At 41.8% G+C, this 16,792-nt stretch carries 17 protein-coding genes; 15 read left to right on the top strand and 2 right to left on the bottom strand.

The window, feature by feature from the left end; genetic code table 11:
• Window positions 1-50 precede the first annotated feature (50 nt).
• From ADU22_RS03520 to ADU22_RS03495, 6 genes are all read left to right on the top strand, one after another.
• Window positions 51-605 carry a helix-turn-helix domain-containing protein gene (locus ADU22_RS03520; RefSeq protein ID WP_053360930.1) on the top strand — a complete coding sequence of 185 codons (555 nt, stop codon included), beginning with the start codon at window positions 51-53 and terminating at the stop codon, window positions 603-605.
• Window positions 606-988: 383 nt separating this feature from the next.
• Entirely contained in the window at window positions 989-2,335 is a 1,347-nt protein-coding gene (locus tag ADU22_RS03515; protein ID WP_231687840.1) for a GntT/GntP/DsdX family permease, read from the top strand.
• A gap of 47 nt (window positions 2,336-2,382) precedes the next feature.
• Complete coding sequence (gene dsdA / locus ADU22_RS03510; RefSeq protein WP_197280108.1) at window positions 2,383-3,726, top strand: D-serine ammonia-lyase; 1,344 nt, start codon at window positions 2,383-2,385, stop codon at window positions 3,724-3,726.
• Between the two features lie 730 nt (window positions 3,727-4,456).
• On the top strand, window positions 4,457-5,368 hold the full coding sequence (locus tag ADU22_RS03505; RefSeq protein WP_053360928.1) for a S8 family serine peptidase: 912 nt from the start codon (window positions 4,457-4,459) through the stop codon (window positions 5,366-5,368).
• Between the two features lie 12 nt (window positions 5,369-5,380).
• Window positions 5,381-6,250, top strand: coding sequence for an SAR2788 family putative toxin (locus ADU22_RS03500; protein WP_053360927.1), 870 nt, complete (start codon window positions 5,381-5,383; stop codon window positions 6,248-6,250).
• A gap of 6 nt (window positions 6,251-6,256) precedes the next feature.
• On the top strand, window positions 6,257-6,850 hold the full coding sequence (locus ADU22_RS03495) for an Imm64 family immunity protein (protein ID WP_053360926.1): 594 nt from the start codon (window positions 6,257-6,259) through the stop codon (window positions 6,848-6,850).
• 354 nt (window positions 6,851-7,204) lie between these two features.
• On the opposite strand, the gene ADU22_RS03490 is transcribed toward ADU22_RS03495, so the two are convergent.
• Window positions 7,205-7,540: a YrdB family protein gene (locus ADU22_RS03490; RefSeq protein WP_053360925.1), complete on the bottom strand. Its 336-nt coding sequence runs from the start codon at window positions 7,538-7,540 to the stop codon at window positions 7,205-7,207.
• A gap of 242 nt (window positions 7,541-7,782) precedes the next feature.
• Between ADU22_RS03490 and ADU22_RS03485 the strand changes: the two genes are divergently transcribed.
• Both ADU22_RS03485 and ADU22_RS03475 read left to right on the top strand, forming a co-directional pair.
• On the top strand, window positions 7,783-8,490 hold the full coding sequence (locus ADU22_RS03485) for a GDSL-type esterase/lipase family protein (RefSeq protein ID WP_053360924.1): 708 nt from the start codon (window positions 7,783-7,785) through the stop codon (window positions 8,488-8,490).
• Between the two features lie 495 nt (window positions 8,491-8,985).
• Window positions 8,986-9,513, top strand: coding sequence for a YceI family protein (locus tag ADU22_RS03475; RefSeq protein ID WP_053360922.1), 528 nt, complete (start codon window positions 8,986-8,988; stop codon window positions 9,511-9,513).
• Window positions 9,514-9,940: 427 nt separating this feature from the next.
• On the opposite strand, the gene ADU22_RS03470 is transcribed toward ADU22_RS03475, so the two are convergent.
• Window positions 9,941-10,267, bottom strand: coding sequence for a YrdB family protein (locus tag ADU22_RS03470; protein WP_069187954.1), 327 nt, complete (start codon window positions 10,265-10,267; stop codon window positions 9,941-9,943).
• Between the two features lie 203 nt (window positions 10,268-10,470).
• On the opposite strand from ADU22_RS03470, the gene yhfZ reads away from it, so the two are divergent.
• From yhfZ to ADU22_RS03435, 7 genes are all read left to right on the top strand, one after another.
• Window positions 10,471-11,391 (top strand): GntR family transcriptional regulator YhfZ, encoded by a 921-nt coding sequence (gene yhfZ / locus ADU22_RS03465; RefSeq protein WP_053360921.1) that lies wholly within the window; start codon window positions 10,471-10,473, stop codon window positions 11,389-11,391.
• 53 nt (window positions 11,392-11,444) lie between these two features.
• The gene (locus tag ADU22_RS03460; RefSeq protein ID WP_053360920.1) at window positions 11,445-11,789 is read left to right on the top strand and encodes a PRD domain-containing protein; all 345 of its coding nucleotides are present in this window, start codon (window positions 11,445-11,447) and stop codon (window positions 11,787-11,789) included.
• Between the two features lie 18 nt (window positions 11,790-11,807).
• Complete coding sequence (locus ADU22_RS03455; RefSeq protein WP_053360919.1) at window positions 11,808-12,164, top strand: DUF2620 domain-containing protein; 357 nt, start codon at window positions 11,808-11,810, stop codon at window positions 12,162-12,164.
• A 26-nt stretch (window positions 12,165-12,190) separates the two neighbouring features.
• Window positions 12,191-13,480 carry a YhfT family protein gene (locus ADU22_RS03450; RefSeq protein WP_197280017.1) on the top strand — a complete coding sequence of 430 codons (1,290 nt, stop codon included), beginning with the start codon at window positions 12,191-12,193 and terminating at the stop codon, window positions 13,478-13,480.
• Window positions 13,481-13,586: 106 nt separating this feature from the next.
• Complete coding sequence (locus ADU22_RS03445) at window positions 13,587-14,507, top strand: phosphotriesterase family protein (protein ID WP_053360918.1); 921 nt, start codon at window positions 13,587-13,589, stop codon at window positions 14,505-14,507.
• 3 nt (window positions 14,508-14,510) lie between these two features.
• Window positions 14,511-15,626 (top strand): aminotransferase class V-fold PLP-dependent enzyme, encoded by a 1,116-nt coding sequence (locus tag ADU22_RS03440; protein ID WP_053360917.1) that lies wholly within the window; start codon window positions 14,511-14,513, stop codon window positions 15,624-15,626.
• A 1-nt stretch (window position 15,627) separates the two neighbouring features.
• Window positions 15,628-16,791 (top strand): YhfX family PLP-dependent enzyme, encoded by a 1,164-nt coding sequence (locus ADU22_RS03435; RefSeq protein ID WP_053360916.1) that lies wholly within the window; start codon window positions 15,628-15,630, stop codon window positions 16,789-16,791.
• Window position 16,792 lies beyond the last annotated feature (1 nt).

Here is a 16,792-nt window from a genome sequence, read left to right as displayed (position 1 = left end):
GAAGAATTAATAAGAATTATGATGTTTTTTTATGAAAGGTATGATTAGCTGTGGATAATCTAGAATTAGGAAAAGCAATTGCTAAATATCGTATTAAAAAGAATTTGAATATTAAACAATTAGCAGAAAAAACGAATGTCTCATCATCCATGTTAAGTCAAATTGAAAGAGGACATTCCAATCCATCGCTAAATACGCTGAGGTTGATTGCAGATGCATTAGAGGTGCCATTGCTTAGTTTTTTTACCCAATCTGAGAGTAGCAAGGATTTAATTACAAGAGCAAATTCCAGAAAAAAAATTGTCTTTCCACCACCTCAAAATATGGAGTATATGTTGCTATCCCCAGATTTGAGCGGCGACATTGAAATGGTCCTAATGAAAATACCACCGCTGTCTAATTCAGCTGAAAATCCTATTGTTCACATTGGAGAAGAAGTCGCATACGTATTAGAAGGCAGTATCCTGTTACAAATTGGTGATGACCTTGAGACTTTACATACTGGGGATAGTGTGAAAATACCACCGGGTGTACAACATAAATGGGAAAATACCACAGATAAAGAAGTAACGATCATTTTTGCTGTTACCCCTCCCACATTTTAAAAATGTCATTTTTTTAACCGTTCTTCACTCCTGTTATCATGCACCAACAGGAGAAAATGAGCGGTTATTTTTTATGGCTTGAATTAAATTGTACTTAATTAATTAAATTATAGTTAATTTAACGCTTGATTTCCCAAAGTTAAAGCGCTATCATTAAGTTGTATTAAATAAATTAAATAATACTTAATTATTTGATTGATATCTTTTAATCCTATCTTGCAAGAATGGTAGACGGTAATTTTGAAAGCGCTTCTATACAAATCTGGATATTGGGTTGTAACAAGTGGCGGATAGTTGTTATCTCTTTGGCTTTAGATTAGCCAAAAATTTGCTTAAGACACACAAATAGAATGATATTTTCTGCCTCGTGCGGAGTGAAAGGGATGAATAAAATGCCAACAGGTGCAATGATGATGCTAGTTTTGTTTTTATCTATCGTATTACTAATTTTTCTAATCCTTAAACTTAAAGTACATCCGTTTATTTCACTAATTTTGGCGGGCATTTTTATTGGTGTATCTACAGGGATGCCCCTAACGGATATTATTGCCTCGATAGAAAATGGAGTCGGGGGGACGCTTGGATCACTCGCTGTTGTCATCGGTTTTGGTACTATTTTAGGGAAGATGCTGGAGATCTCTGGTGGTGCTGAGCGCTTAGCGCGAACGATGCTCAATGCGATGGGAGAAAAACGTGCGCCATGGGTCATGTCACTGATCGGGCTAATTGCTGGAATCCCGGTTTTCTTTGAAGTAGGATTTGTTTTACTCTTTCCAATCATTTTCATTGTTGCCAGACAAGCGAAGATGTCGCTGTTAAGGATCGGAATTCCATTGGCGATATCATTGATGGTTGTACATGCCATGGTCCCTCCACATCCTGCGGCATTTGCGATTACTGAAATGTTGGGGGCTGATGTTGGGAAAGTTATTTTTTATTCGCTTCTTATAGGAACACCTACTGCCATTATTGCTGGTCCAATCTTTTCGAAATTCATTAGTCGCAGGTCCAGGATGGAAGAAAGTAATGAAATAGAGGTACAAGCCCCGACGCCAGATGAGAAGCTTCCCGGGTTTGGAATTACTTTATTTACAATTCTTCTCCCTTTATTCATTATGGTAGGGAAAACAGTAAGTGATTTATATCTTACAGAAGGTTCTTTTTCTTTCAATTTAGTTACCTTTTTAGGGAACCCAATAATCGCGTTGCTTATTTCTGTATTTGTTGCTTATTACACCCTTGGACTTTCTCGTGGTCTAAAGATGAAGGAACTATTATCTCATACAGAGGAAGGGTTTAAGTCGATTGCAGCCATTTTGTTAATCATTGGTGGCGGTGGTGCCTATAATGCATTTTTAGTTGATAGTGGGTTAGGTACAGAGTTATCTAATATTATGCAATCTTTAAATATGAACCCAATTATTCTGGCTTGGCTCGTAGCCTCCATTCTACATCTTGCCATCGGATCTGTGACGGTAGCCATGCTTAGTGCTGCGGGAATCGTCGGTCCATTGTTGGCTATTTATCCAGATTTGAGTCCGGAAATTGCTGTTCTAGCTATTGGTGCTGGGGCGATTGGATGGTGTCATGTAAACGACTCTGCTTTCTGGCTTGTCAAGGAATACTTGGGGTTATCCTTACCAGATGCGTTTAAGAGCTTTACTGCTGCTACTGTTCTTGCATCGGTTATTGCCCTTGGAGGGGTATTGATTTTAACGCAATTTATCTAAATTTTTACATAAAAAATGAAAGGAAGTTGATCAGCGTGGAAAATCGGATGATAGAAGGAAAAACGATCAAGCAATGGGAAGAGGATTATCCTTTAATGAGCAAGATTATATCGACAGAAGAAGTGTTCTGGACAAACTCGAAATATGAAAATTTTGACGATGCCATTAAAAAAATTTCTCTATCAGAAGAGGATGTAAAAGATGCAGAAGAAAGATTACATCGATTTGCGCCCTATCTAATGAAAGTATTTCCGGAGACGGAAAAAATGAGTGGAATTATCGAATCACCGATTGTTCCAATTCCGACCATGCAAAGCAAAATGGAAGAGACCTATCATCAAGAAATTTTAGGTCGATTATTGCTCAAATGTGATAGTCATCTCGCTATTTCGGGATCGATAAAAGCAAGAGGCGGCATTTATGAGGTTTTAAAACATGCAGAAGATTTAGCGATCGCGAATAACATGCTAACAGTGGAAGATGATTATTCAATCATCGATAGTGATAAATTCAAGGAGTTCTTCTCTACGTATTCGATTGCCGTAGGATCAACTGGAAACCTCGGGCTTAGTATTGGCATCATGAGTGCGCAATTAGGATTTAAGGTTTATGTTCATATGTCGGCTGACGCAAAGCAATGGAAGAAAGACCTCCTCAGAAGCAAGGGTGTTACCGTCGTTGAGTATGAATCCGATTATAGTAAGGCAGTAGAGGAAGGCAGGAAACAAGCAGAAGCAGATCCAAACATGTACTTTATTGATGACGAAAATTCAATCAACTTATTTTTAGGATACGCTGTTGCTGCTTCTCGATTGAAAGGTCAATTAGAAGAAATGAATGTTGTTGTCGATGAGGATCACCCACTATTTGTTTATCTCCCATGTGGAGTTGGCGGCGGACCTGGTGGAGTAGCGTTTGGGTTAAAGTTAGTTTTCAAAGATCATGTCCATTGCTTCTTCGCCGAACCAACCCATTCACCTTGTATGGTGATCGGATTAATGACAGGTATGCATGATAAAGTATCTGTACAAGACTTTGGTATTGATAACATTACGGATGCTGATGGCCTGGCTGTTGGCAGAGCTTCAGGCTTCGTCGGGAAAACCTTGGAAAACCTTATGAGTGGATCCTATACTGTACAAGATGAGCAGTTATACGCACTATTAAGTATGCTATCCGACACAGAAAATATCCAAATGGAGCCTTCTGCTTTAGCCGGAGTTCATGGTCCCATTCAATTATTCAGAGAAGAAGCTGGGCAACAGTATATCGAGGATAACCATTTAGAGGACAAAATTAAAAATGCAGCACATATCGCTTGGGGAACAGGTGGCAGCATGGTTCCAAAAGATGTCATGGAAACCTACTACAAAAAGGGAAAAGAAGTATAGGCCGGTCCACTGTCACTCCCCGAAGCTTATAGTGAGTTTCATATGAAAGGGATGTTAAACCTTTTCAAAAATGAGATGAACTAGCAATAAACCAAAAGGAAGAGCCGGGGCTCTTCCTTTTGGTATTGGGATGTGAATTCCGCCCAGGCAGAGAGAAAGAAATCAGCCATTATAATAGTTCCTAATGCTTGTATGGCTTACATCTTTTTTTGAATTATTGTGAAAGGGGAAAATTAAATCGAGGGACAGGGGGACAGGCACCAGAGGGAGAGGGACAGGGGGACAGGCACCATGTCCCAGCCTGTTTGAAAAGGAACGGAATCCGTTCCCGTCCAATTACTCTGCTGGGACAGTGAACCTGTCCCCCTGTCCCGCTGGTTTTTCATAACTTATCAAGCTTGTCCGATATAGATTTAAGAATAGTATTCTTTTCCTGTTGTATCTTTAGAAGTTTTAAAAGAAACCAGATAGCAAAAACTGTGATTCCTAAATAAAACAATATTGATAAAAGTGGAGCGATAGTAAAAAGAGTAATCATAAATAAACCCCTTTGTTTTAGTTGATTATACCATATGTTGAATAACCTTATTTTTACTTTTATGTTGATTTATTCAAGTTAAATAGTTATATTTTAACGTATAGTTGTGTCTATTTTATTACAAAAATTGGAGGTGAGATCGTTAATATCAAACTACGTTATGGCTCTATTGGGATTTTGATAGTTGGCCTTTTGGGGTGGCTGTGGATATCTCCAACGATTGAGCAAGTAGAAGAGAATGCTGCAAAAAAAGAGGATATGAACGTATTAAATAATCCAGCCGTTGAACAAGTTATTCCCTGGAACGTCAAGTTATTAAATCCCCAAACGAGCCAAAATAAAAATTCAACTAATGAAAATCGTAAAGTGAAGGTAGCTATATTAGATAGCGGAATTAACAAAGATCACGAAGATTTAGTGGGAGTAGTGAAGAAACAGTATAATGCTATCTCACCGGAAGAACCCGTAATCGATGATTTTGGACATGGAACAGCAATTGCAGGGATCATTGGAGCAAATAACAATGATATTGGTGTATTAGGTCTAAATAGTTCTGGTGTGGAACTATATGATGTTAAGGTGCTCGACGCTAAAGGCAAAGGGAATATCGATTATTTAGTTGATGGAATCGAGTGGAGTATCAAGGAAGAAGTGAATATTATTAACATCAGCTCTGGAATCACTAGTGACAAAGAGGAGCTAAGAAGAGTTATAGACAAAGCTGTTTCATCAGGCATTATGATAGTCGCAGCTGCAGGGAATACATATGGGACTGGGGTTGAATATCCAGCTAAGTATGATGGTGTGTTATCCATTAACTCCATCAATAAAGATTTTAAAAGACCAAGCTCAGCAGCGAGAGGAAAGATTGATTATGCTGCACCGGGAGTAGACATCGTATCCACGAATCACAGCGGGGGGTATGGTTCCTTTACTGGAACTTCGTTTGCTGCCGCTCATGCAACGGCTGTTATTTCTCTATATCTAAATGATTCCAGGAATGTCTTCAACTCAGACGAACTTTTAGAAACCATTCATGCTGAAAATCACCATAATTTTAGTGAAGAACAACAAGGAAAAGGATTAATTACCTATAAACCCTAGGAGGATCAAGCGATGAATTTCAGAAAAGCCATTTCTATTGTGATAGTTGCTGCTATGCTGGTAGTAAATATCCCAATAAATCTAGTACAAGCTAGTACCATAAATGTAAATAACGAAGAATTAGAGCAAGAAATATATGAAGCTGAATTTGAAACAATAAAAGAAGAAGTTTTTGAAGAATTTAATATAGAGTATACGGATGAAATCGAACTAACCCTAACCGATTTAAATGAAGAAACACTTAATGTTGAAACTACATTTAATTCGGATGATTTAGAGGTTAGTAGTGAACTGAGTATGGATATGGAAACGGAAGAGATGAATTTTACTACCTCCTTCACCGATGAAGAGGGAAATGAGATCAATCAAGAATTTGATGTTGTTGTTGAAGAGGCAGACCAGGATCTCTTTAGGGCTACTCTTACAGATCTAGAAACCGGAGAACAATATCATGTTGACTCAGAAGAAATTGAAGCTTCTATATTGCCCGCAATCATTTTAGGTGTCATTATTAGAACTTCCGCAAAAGCCGCTTTCAAAATGTACACTCGCAGCCAAATTTTAAAGGCAGTAACAAGCGTTACTTTTAAAGCAACTCAGTTGCAAAAGAAATTTAATCACGCGATAGACTTTGGAGTTAAAGGAAATTATAGCAAGGCAAATGCAACAAAATTTGAAACCGCATTAAGGAACCATGTAAGCAGCTCTACACATGTTTATAAAACAAAGCATAGTGGGCAGTCTGGACATGTTATAATGCACCTTAAGGGGAACAATGCCGTTTTCTTTAAGGAAAGCGGAGAATTCATTACCGGATACAAACTGGCTTCCCATCAAAAAGATAGCTTTATTCGAATTGGTGAGTTAATTATTAAGAGGTGATCAATCTTGAGTACAGGCGGATATATAAACATAGGGATGGTCTTTAGCAATAAACAGGACATTGTCCAAGCATTTAAGTGCATTACGGATTATATAACGCAAAAAGGGAGTTCCTTTACCAGCGTGAAATACAGTAAAGATGCAGATGGAGACTCCTGGGCTGAGCAACCAATAATCAACAATGTGATTGGTGTTGAATGCTTGTCTGGTTATTATACAGAGTTCACATTATCTGGAGAATTTTTAGATGCTGATTTTAAAAAGCTCAGCTTGGCAGTTAACAAAGAAGATGACTATTTTGGATTCTTATTGAGGATTAATTGGGAAGACGTCTCCCCCGATAACTTGGTTCCGATTCAAGAGCATATTATAAGTAGTCTAATTGATTTGTATAAAACCGCTTCCTATGAGTATGCATTCGTAGGGCATGAAATCGAGATTGAAGTACATCCAGATGAATTTGAAGATGTAATAAAAGATAACGAGTGTTATCCTGTTAGCATTGTTGGAAAGAATGATAAATTAGTTATTTATTATGGATCCATTGGGATTGATGGATTATCAAGCCAAGAGCAAAGGAAAGACACTATCACTATATAGAACAACGTGATCTAAAATAAGATGTGTCACCTTTTAATGTACGGTTGTCGACAAAGGGGGATGCCTTCCTGGAAAATTCGCTGATACTTACAAAGAGCTCCATTTACCAATCCTATTTTAGGTGAATGGAGCTTTTTATGTCGAAAAAGTGCATCCTTTTATTTGGCCGAGATTGGTCCTATTAATCAAACGTTTGATTAAAGTCGCCTTGATAAATCAACCTTGAAGAAGGGTAGCTTCAAAGTTAATCTTAGGAACGGAAATTCATCCAGTTTTGCCGTGTTAGCCGCAGATATAATTGCCGTCAAAGTATGGAGAATCTTGGTGAGGCAGCAGAATCGTTGCCGTGCTCTATCATTGATTCCAGATTGTCATGAGGATTCGGTTTATGACTACTAATATGATAAAGATAAGGGCTAAAGAAGGATGGCCGGCAGCATATAAAGCGATAGCTGATAACCCGAATATAGCTATTTCGAGTAATAAGCGGATGAACCCGTGAACAGGTATGGGAGCAGCAGGGGAACCAAAAACTCCCCAAACAATGGCGATGAGAAGAGGTGATCCAATACCTAACCCAAACTTGGAGATAAATCCTTTGCCAGTCTGAAATCCCCAATAGGACAAAGCAATTAACGCGCAGACCTCTAAAATAAAACGCAATGCCAGGTTCATTATCATAAAATTCATTCCCCTTCCTCTTATGAATACATATACGTTCTTAATTGAAGTCCGTTTCGCTTTTTTATAAATATTTTTTAAAAGGAACAGTGCCTGTCACTCCTCGAAAGGGTCTTAAATGAGTTGGATCTGTTGGCTATACGATTCTTCCTAACTGGTATCTGTGCCTCCCAAAATAGTCTGGCCGTAAGGGGCTATACTTGATATAATTAATTCGTTCCCAATAACGAACGAGAGGTGGTTTAATGAGTATGAATCGCAGATTTTCCATCATGTTGGTAGTGTTGGCCCTGTTTCTGTCTTTGCCGGTAAGTGCTTTTGCCAAAGGCCCTGTAAAGAAACAGGTAACCTATGTGGCGTTGGGGGATTCGTTGGTGGCAGGGATTAATCCTCTAGGCGAGGATGGTTTGGGGTACCCTGATTATCTCGCAAGCAGGTTTGAACAATCGCAGTATAAGGTGAATTTTACAAACGAGGGGGTGAAAGGTGCCAATACGGAACTCCTGAAGGTACTTCTTACGGACACAAGTGTTCAGGCATCTGTACAAAAAGCTGATCTTATTACGGTCACCATAGGAGCAAACGATGTATTGCCAGTTCTTATGACAAAACCTGCTGAAGTACCACAAGCTATTCAAACGGTGGGAGTGAATTTAAATCTTATTTTAAAAACAATCGATGACTTAAACCCGAAGGCAGAGGTTTATGTGATGGGCTACTATAACCCATTCCCTCATTATTCGGAAGCCCAGCTTGCGTCCATATTGCCATTGTTGGATGCGTTGAACAACACAATTGCTGCTGCCGTGGGGCTCAATGGAGATACCTACGTGCCAACCGCCCACCTAATTGCCAAACATACGGATACCTACCTTCCAAACCCGGCCAATATCCACTTAAGCGCAGACGGATATCAAATCGTTGCAAAAGAATTTTGGAAGTCGATTAAAAGGAATTAGAGAAGCAGGGGGCCGGTTCTCGTGATCTATTTGAGAATGGCTGGTGAGGCAGCAGAACCGTCCCCGTGCTCTACCCATAAGCGGAGAAATTCCGGTTAAGGCATTTAACAGGGGGCTAAAAAGCGAAAATAAGCGGAAATTTTCCGATTAACTGCTCTTTTTTGGACTAAATCCAGGGATTTTATGAATATAGGCGGAAATACTTCCCTTAAATTGCAGGAAATATGGGTATTTCCCAGTTTAAGCGGAATTTTTCCGATTATTTTCACAAGCACGGTAATGAGGCTATGGGAACGGTTCTCGTAATCTTTTGAGAATGGCTGATAAGGCAGCAGAACCGTCCCCATGATCGACTCGAAAAAAACGCGAATAGGGAGTTGACAATGATGAAGGTTCCGTGGTAAATTTATCTCAAGTTAAAGATGTTTGAATTCAAAATTATTTTTTTAGTATAATATCTCGAATTCGAGATAAGACAAATTGGGGGAAATGAAAATGACAAAATGGACAGTCGATCAATCGCATTCATCAGTAGGATTTGAAGTGAAACACATGATGGTATCAAAAGTGAAAGGTCACTTTGATTCTTACACAGCAGATGTAGAAGCCGCGGATTTAGCCGATTTAACCACTGCGAAAATCGCTTTTAAATTTGATGTAGCAAGCATCAACACAAGAAGCGAAGATCGGGATAATCACTTGAAATCAGCAGACTTCTTCGATGTGGAAAACAATCCAACAATTGAGTTTACATCGACAAACATTACAAAAGATGGGGATGATTACAAAGTAACTGGTGATCTAACCATTAAGGATGTAACAAAGCCGGTAACATTTGATGTTGAATACGGTGGAAAAGGAACAAACCCATGGGGTGTTGAAGTATACGGTTTCGAAGCAGAGGCGAAAATCAACCGTGAGGAATTTGGCCTTACTTGGAACGCGGCACTTGAAACAGGTGGCGTCCTAGTTGGAAAAGATATCAAAATTAAAGTGGAATTAGAAGTAAATCCAGCTGCCTAATTTCGTTTCGGAGCTGGGGAAGGCTCCCCTCACTCGTAAGGAGTGAGGGGGGGCTTCCTTTTTTTGTGAAGCATGGGGACGGTTCTCGTAATCTATCTGAGAATGGCTGGTTAGGCAGCAGAACCGTCCCCGTGCTCTATCCATGCTCTACATAAGCGGAGAAATTCCGGTTAAGGCATTTAACAGGGGTCCAAGAAGCGGAAATAAGCGGATATTTTCCGATTAACTGCTTTTTTTAGGACTAAATCCAGGGATTTTATGAATATAGGCGGAAAAACTCCTCTTAAATGGCGGGAAATACGGGTATTTCCCAGTTTAAGCGGAATTTTTCCGTTTATTTTCACAAGCATGGTAATGAGGCTATGGGAACGGTTCTCGTAATCTATTGAGATGGCTGGTGAGGCAGCAGAACCGTCCCCATGCTCTATTATTGATTCCAAATCGTCATCAGGATTCGGTTTATCAATACCAATATGGCAAAGATAAGCGCTAAAGAAGGATGGCCGGCACCATATAAAGCGATAATTGCTAATCCGAATATAGCTATTTCGAGTATTAAGCGGATAAATCCGTGAACAGGTATGGGAGCAGCAGGGGAACCAAAAACTCCCCAAATAATGGCGATGATGAGAGGTGCACCAATACCTAACCCAAACTTGAAGAAATATCCTTTTCCAGTGTGAAATCCCCAATAAGACAATGCAACTAATGCGCAGACCTCTAAAACAAAACGTAATGCAAGATTCATTATCATATCATTTATTCCCCTTCCCCTTCCTCATATGAATATACGTTCTTAATTGAAGTCCGTTTCGTTTTTTATAAATATGGTGAGGCAAGCAGAACCGTCCCCATGCTCTAAAATAAGTATTGTAAGCGCTTAATTTTAGTGTTAAATTATTAATATACAGAATTTTGTACAATGAAGATGAATATAAATGAATGGTGGACGTTAGCATGATTGAGGAATTTTATTCGAAAAGTGGATTAACTCTTCAAAAGGTTGCCGAAGAGTTATTGCTCGGGGAAGTAGGCCAACGGATTCCCAAGATTAGCGATTTAACTGAAAAGTATCAGGTTGGACGCGGGACCATCCAATCGGCATTGAAAAAGCTGGATGAAGCAAAATGCATCAAACTGGAGTCAAGAGGCCACCTTGGCACCTTTTTAAGGGAGAAGGATCTGACAAAGCTTCTTCAGTATTCTGGAATTGGGAGTATGACGGGTGTTATGCCGCTTCCGTACTCCAAAAAATATGAAGGATTAGCCACCGGGATTACTTCTGAGTTTGAGAAGCTGAACATCCCTCTTAATATCGCTTTTATGCGGGGCGCCCGGCCGCGGCTTCAAGGGGTGATCGAAGGGAGGTATGATTTTGCCATTGTTTCCGAATACTCAGCGATTAAGGAAATGGCGGAAAATGAAAATTTAATGCTTTCTGTTAGTTTTGGCCCCCAAACCTATGTTTCCGGCCATGCGGTTATTTTATCTGACAAGACTAAAACCGTGATGGAAGATGGCATGAAGATTGGCATCGACAGCAATTCCTTTGACCAGCAAATATTGACTTATGCAGAAGCGGAAGGTAAAAAGGTGGAATTCATTGAACTGAATTACATGCATCTATTAGAGCATTTAAAAGCAAAGACCATTGATGCCACGGTGTGGAATATGGATGAAAGGGAAATCGCAAGGTTCAAGGTCCAGCCTTTACATTCAAAAAAGGCCATTGATTTTGAAAAGGAAATGAGCAAGGCCGTCATTGTCATCAGAAGGGATAATAAAAAGCTTCATTACATTCTTGATTTATTATCTGTATTCAATATTCATGATGTCCAGGCCAAAGTGGAAAGTGGTGATTTAATGCCAAAGTATTAGGGCATTTTTTATAAAATGAAAATACAAAATACTGTACATTGGAGGTCTCCAGGGTGAATTCATTAAAAGAGCGTCTGGACATTTTGCAAACGACCAATACCATCACAGCACGTGCCCGTGACATCGCAAACCAGGCCATTGAGAAATATGTGAATGATGAAAATGCAGACAGTTATACGATGCTTGTGACCCACCTTGCCATGGCTGTTTCACGAATCGATCGACAGGAGCCTCTTTCTGGCCCCCCTGATTTTGTGATGAAGGAGGTTTATGAATCTTCCCATCTGGATGAGGCGGAAAGGAGAGTAACTTGGATTGAAGATTTTTTAGGTCACAAGCTTCCAACAGAAGAAAAACAGTTTTTATTAATGCATTTTGTAAGCGTTTTAAACAAATAGATTAGGAGAGTGATAGGGATGAAAATTGTGATTGGCGGCCAGGTGGAAAAGAAGGATATTGAAGGATTGGTTAAGGAACTGGCAGGAGACCGTGTTGAAACGATGGTGAAGTCGGATTTGGAGGCAGCCATGGCGATCAAATCGGGTGCTGCAGACTATTATTTTGGAGCCTGCCATACAGGTGGCGGAGGGGCACTGGCGATGGCGATCGCGCTGCTTGGAAAACCAAGCTGTGCCACCATTTCCATGCCGGGAAAACCGCCTGTCAAGGCAGAAGTGGAAGCAGCCGTTCAAAGCGGGGCTAAAGCATTTGGGTTTACTGGAGACCACAAAGAAAAAGCTGTTCAATACCTGATAGAAGCACTGATAAAGTAAATAAATCCTAGGCAGGGGGAATTAGCATGATTGAAATTATTTTAATGATCAGTATTGGTGCGCTGGCAGCTGTCATGGCCAATTTGGGTATTGCGGTTTTTAACGATGGGATACGTCCGATTGTGCCAGAGAATCTGGAAGGCCGGATGTCCAGGAAGGAACTTGGTGTTACGGCATTTGCAATGAGCTTCGGCCTCGTAATTGGATTTGGTATTCCCATATCGATCGCAGGAAGCATCATCCTGATTCATAGTATATTGCTTGGGTCCGACATCATTGGTTTGTCACTTGACCGCGGGAAAATTAAAACAACGATTGCGGCGATTGCCGGCGGGTTGTATGGTGCCGGAATTTATCTGGGGCTTCAAGCCGTTGTCGACCTGTTCGAGATGCTGCCGCTTAACTTTGTCGAAGGCTTTAATAAAGTAGGAGAGCCGGTCGTTGTTTCTTTCATGGTGTTTCCAGCGATTGCGATTGCCTTACAGTTCAGTGTCAAAAAAGGTGTTTTCACACTATTGGTGGCGGCCCTTGCCCGCCAACTTATTGTGTTTGCGAATGGTGCGGCCCTTATCAAGATTGGCGGCACGCCGGTTGTCTTAAGTCCTGAAGGGATTGCGCTTGTAGTCGGGATGTTTTTATTGATCTATTTTGCCATGAAAGAGAAGTCCGAAGAACAGAATCTATCCGCGTTGGCCACGTTATTTACGGACCGCGTGACAAGAATAAAAAAGCACAGCTGGATTTTGATGATCAGCGGCGGGCTTGTTGCGGCCGCAACCAATCTGCTTCTGATCGCAGGTGACCCTATCTCTCTCAACCTATTATCAGAAGGAAAAATCACAGAGGGAGGAATTGCTTCCCTTGCCAAAGCGATTGGTTTTGTCCCATTGATTGCCAGTACAGCGATTGCTACAGGTGTATATGGTCCGGTTGGTTTCACCTTTGTCTTTGCAGCAGGTATCTTTTCGCCAAATATCTTCCTGGCCTTGATTATTGGAGCCCTCATTATCTTCCTGGAGATTCGGTTGCTGACGACACTTGCCAAGTTCCTGGATAAATACCCTGGAGTGCGCGCTTCAGGTGAAAATATCCGGACGGCGATGACAAGGGTGCTGGAGGTGGCCTTGCTGATCGGTGGTGCAAACGCAGCGAATGCGATTGTTCCAGGGTTTGGTTTCTTTGCGATTGCCGGGTTCTATCTATTGAATGAAGTCGCTGGAAGACCGATTGTGCGCATGGCTGTTGGGCCTGTAGGTGCCATTGCAGTAGGGATCATTGGCAATATCCTGGTCTTGCTGGGACTCTTCACCCCTTGATTGACCCCCTGATGGGAAAAAGCCCTGGCATTCTGAATTGATTTCTAGAATAGACTCGGGTCTTTTTCCCTTTCATTTTAGCTGATACACAAAAGGAGTGGGATGGATGTACATCCAGACGGTTAGAGGAAAAATTCATGCTGAGGAATTAGGGGTTTGTGCCTGTCATGAACATCTTTATATTGATTTAAGCGGAATCAAGAATGATAAAGACGCAGCCCTTGATGATGTGAACCTTGTGATGGAGGATTTGGAAAGTTTCATTGATTACGGCGGGAAATCGGTGATTGAAATGACGAACTCCGGCATGGGACGTGACGTTGAAAAGCTTCTTGAAATAAGTGAAAAGTTAAACCTGCATATTGTGGCAAGCACAGGCTGCTACAAAGATCCATTTATTCCAGAAGAGAAGAAAACATGGAATCGGGATGGTTTTGCAGAATGGGTGATCGATGAAATCGAGAATGGGATAGACGGAACCCCGATTAAACCAGGGGTGATAGGCGAGATTGGAAGCAGCCTGAATGAGTTCAAGCCTATAGAGACGGAATTATTCCATGGAGCCATCGCCGCTGCAAAAGCCACCATGCTTCCTTTATCAACTCATACGACGCTTGGAACCCTTGCTTTAGAGCAAATTGAATTGTTCCAATCTGAAGGGCTGCCGCTAAGCCAAGTGATTATTGGGCATCAGGACTTGAATGTCGTTGATGACCATGTTTTACAGGTGTTGGAAGCCGGAGCCTACGTAGCACTTGATACGATTGGGAAGGAAAATTACCGCTCGGACGAGGAACGGTTGAATTCCCTGCTTCATTTTTTAGAGCAGGGATATGAGGACCAGCTTTTACTCTCAAGCGACTTAACGAGAAAATCCCACCTCCTCGCTGCTGGCGGCCAAGGCTATGACGTCGTTTTAAGGAAGTTCATTCCCGCGCTGCGGAGCAGGTCGGTTGGTGAGGAAGTGATTGAAAAGCTGCTGGTGAAGAACCCGCAAAAGGCATTCAGCATTAGGAAAGAAGGGTAACTCATGGCAAAGTATGAACAATCTGTATTAAAAAACATGACACTAGATGAAGCAAAGGCTCTGCAGTATGAGTTATTGGATGAAATCTCCCAGGAGTTTCCCAACAATGAATTTTTCCAAGTGGGCGATGTGGGGCTGCACCCGGAATATAAAAGACCGCTGACGACGGCAAAGGTGGAAAAGGTCCTGAGCAAAACCTTCGATGCCGAAGCCTGTGCCTTGGTCCGGGGGAGCGGCACAGGGGCAATCCGTGTCCTGCTCAGTATGCTCGTGGAGCCAGGAGACACGCTGATCGTTCATACAGCACCTGTCTACATGACCACCAAGGAAACGTTCCGAATGATGGGATTGAATCAGCAGAGTGTTGATTTTAATGATAAAGCAGCTCTTATTAAAGTACTTAAAGAGGATACTGCCTCTAAAGTTTTCTATATTCAGCATGCCCGGCAGCAGCCAACAGATACGTATAACCTGGAAGAGATTATCCTTCTTGTAAAGGAATGCCGGCCTGATTTGCCTATTGTCGTCGATGACAATTACTGTGCGATGAAAATGAGAGGAATAGGCGTCCAGTACAGCGCTGACTTTTCTTCCTTCTCTGGCTTCAAGCTTTTGGGTCCAGCAGGAATAGGAATCGTTTTGGGCAAGGAAGAACAGATTGAAAAAATCCACGCTATGAATTATTCAGGCGGCGGCCAGGTCCAGGGCTACGAAGCCCATGAACTATTGAGAGCACTCGCAATGGCACCGGTTATGCTGGCTCTGCAAAACGAACAGGTCGAAGAATTATGTCACCGATTGAACAAAGGGGAAGTGAAAGGCCTGAAGGAAGTGTATATCACCAACTCCCAATCGAAAAATGTCATTGTCGAGTTAGAGGAGCCGATTGCACAGGAAGTGATTGCATTGGCCGGAAAGTATGGGGCCTCAACCTATCCGGTAGGCGCAGAATCCAAATTTGAACTGCTTCCAATGGTTTACCGCGTTTCCGGGACCTTTCTTGAGAACCAGCCGGAATTAAGAGATTATGGCCTTCGGATCAACCCGATGAAATCTTCGGCAAGTACGGTTATCCGTATTCTGAATCGTGCTTTAGCTGAGCTGGCAAGGGGTTGTTGATATGTTTTTAGATATGCTAGCAAAGCGGAATGAGGGGCTGATTCGTGCAGCCGCCATTCTTCATCAGGAAGGAACAATACCAGCCAATACCTATGTCATCGATCTTGACTCCCTTGAGCATAATGCGAAAGTGTTAAGCGAAGCAGCGAGCGAAAATGGGCTGCAGCTTTATTATATGACCAAACAGATTGGCAGAAGCGGCTTCATCGGCAAAATCATTGAGGGCCAGGGAATCGGCAAAGCCGTGGCCGTGGATATTGATGAAGCCATAGGGTTGAAAAAACACGGATGCCACATTGGAAACATTGGCCATATTGTCCAGCCCAGCAAGTCGCAATGGGAATATGTCGTATCAAAGCTGAACCCGGAAGTGGTTACCCTCTTTTCCTATGAGCGTGCCGTGCAATTATCAGATGCGGCCATGAAGATGGGGAAAGTCCAGGATGTGATTTTACGTGTAATCAGGCCAGAAGATAGTATTTTCCCAGGACAGTTCGGCGGCTTTCAAGTCGATGAATTAGCAGAAGAACTAGGGCGGCTGGAAAGATTGAAAGGAATATCAATCATTGGCGTAACCAGTTTCCCCGTTTTACAGCTTAATGAGGAAAAAAATGATTATAATTTTACTCCCAATATGGAGTCACTCCGTCATGCCAAAGAAATATTGGAAAGGCAAGGAATAAGGGTGTCCCATGTTAATGCGCCAAGTGCCACAAGCTGCCATACGATGCCATTGCTGGCTAAAGAAGGAGTGACTCATGGCGAGCCGGGGCATGCCCTTACCGGGACCACTCCTCTGCATGCGTACAAAGAAGAACTGCCAGAGATTCCGAGCATTGCTTACGTTTCGGAAATCTCGCATATGGATTCATCGCATGCCTATACGATCGCCGGCGGCTTCTACCACCGTTCAGGAATGGAAAATGCGTTGTTTGGGGCGAATGAAAAGGCGATTCTCCAGCAGCGTGCCAAGGTGGACTTACAATCGAGTACCAACATTGATTATTATGGAGCCCTTCAGAGGGATGAAAACATGCAGGTGGGAGATACAGTCATTTACGCTTTCCGCACCCAAATTTTCGTGACGCGGGCACATGTTGCTTTTGTAAGAAACGTAAACCAGAAAACTCCTGACCTCGCTTATTTGCAAAGAAGGGGGTTATAAG

The organism is Bacillus sp. FJAT-27251, assembly GCF_001273925.1.
In the GTDB taxonomy this organism is placed as follows: domain Bacteria; phylum Bacillota; class Bacilli; order Bacillales; family Cytobacillaceae; genus Mesobacillus_B.
The sequence above is the reverse complement of the archived record's forward strand: the minus strand, read 5'-3'. Positions and strand labels throughout refer to the sequence as shown.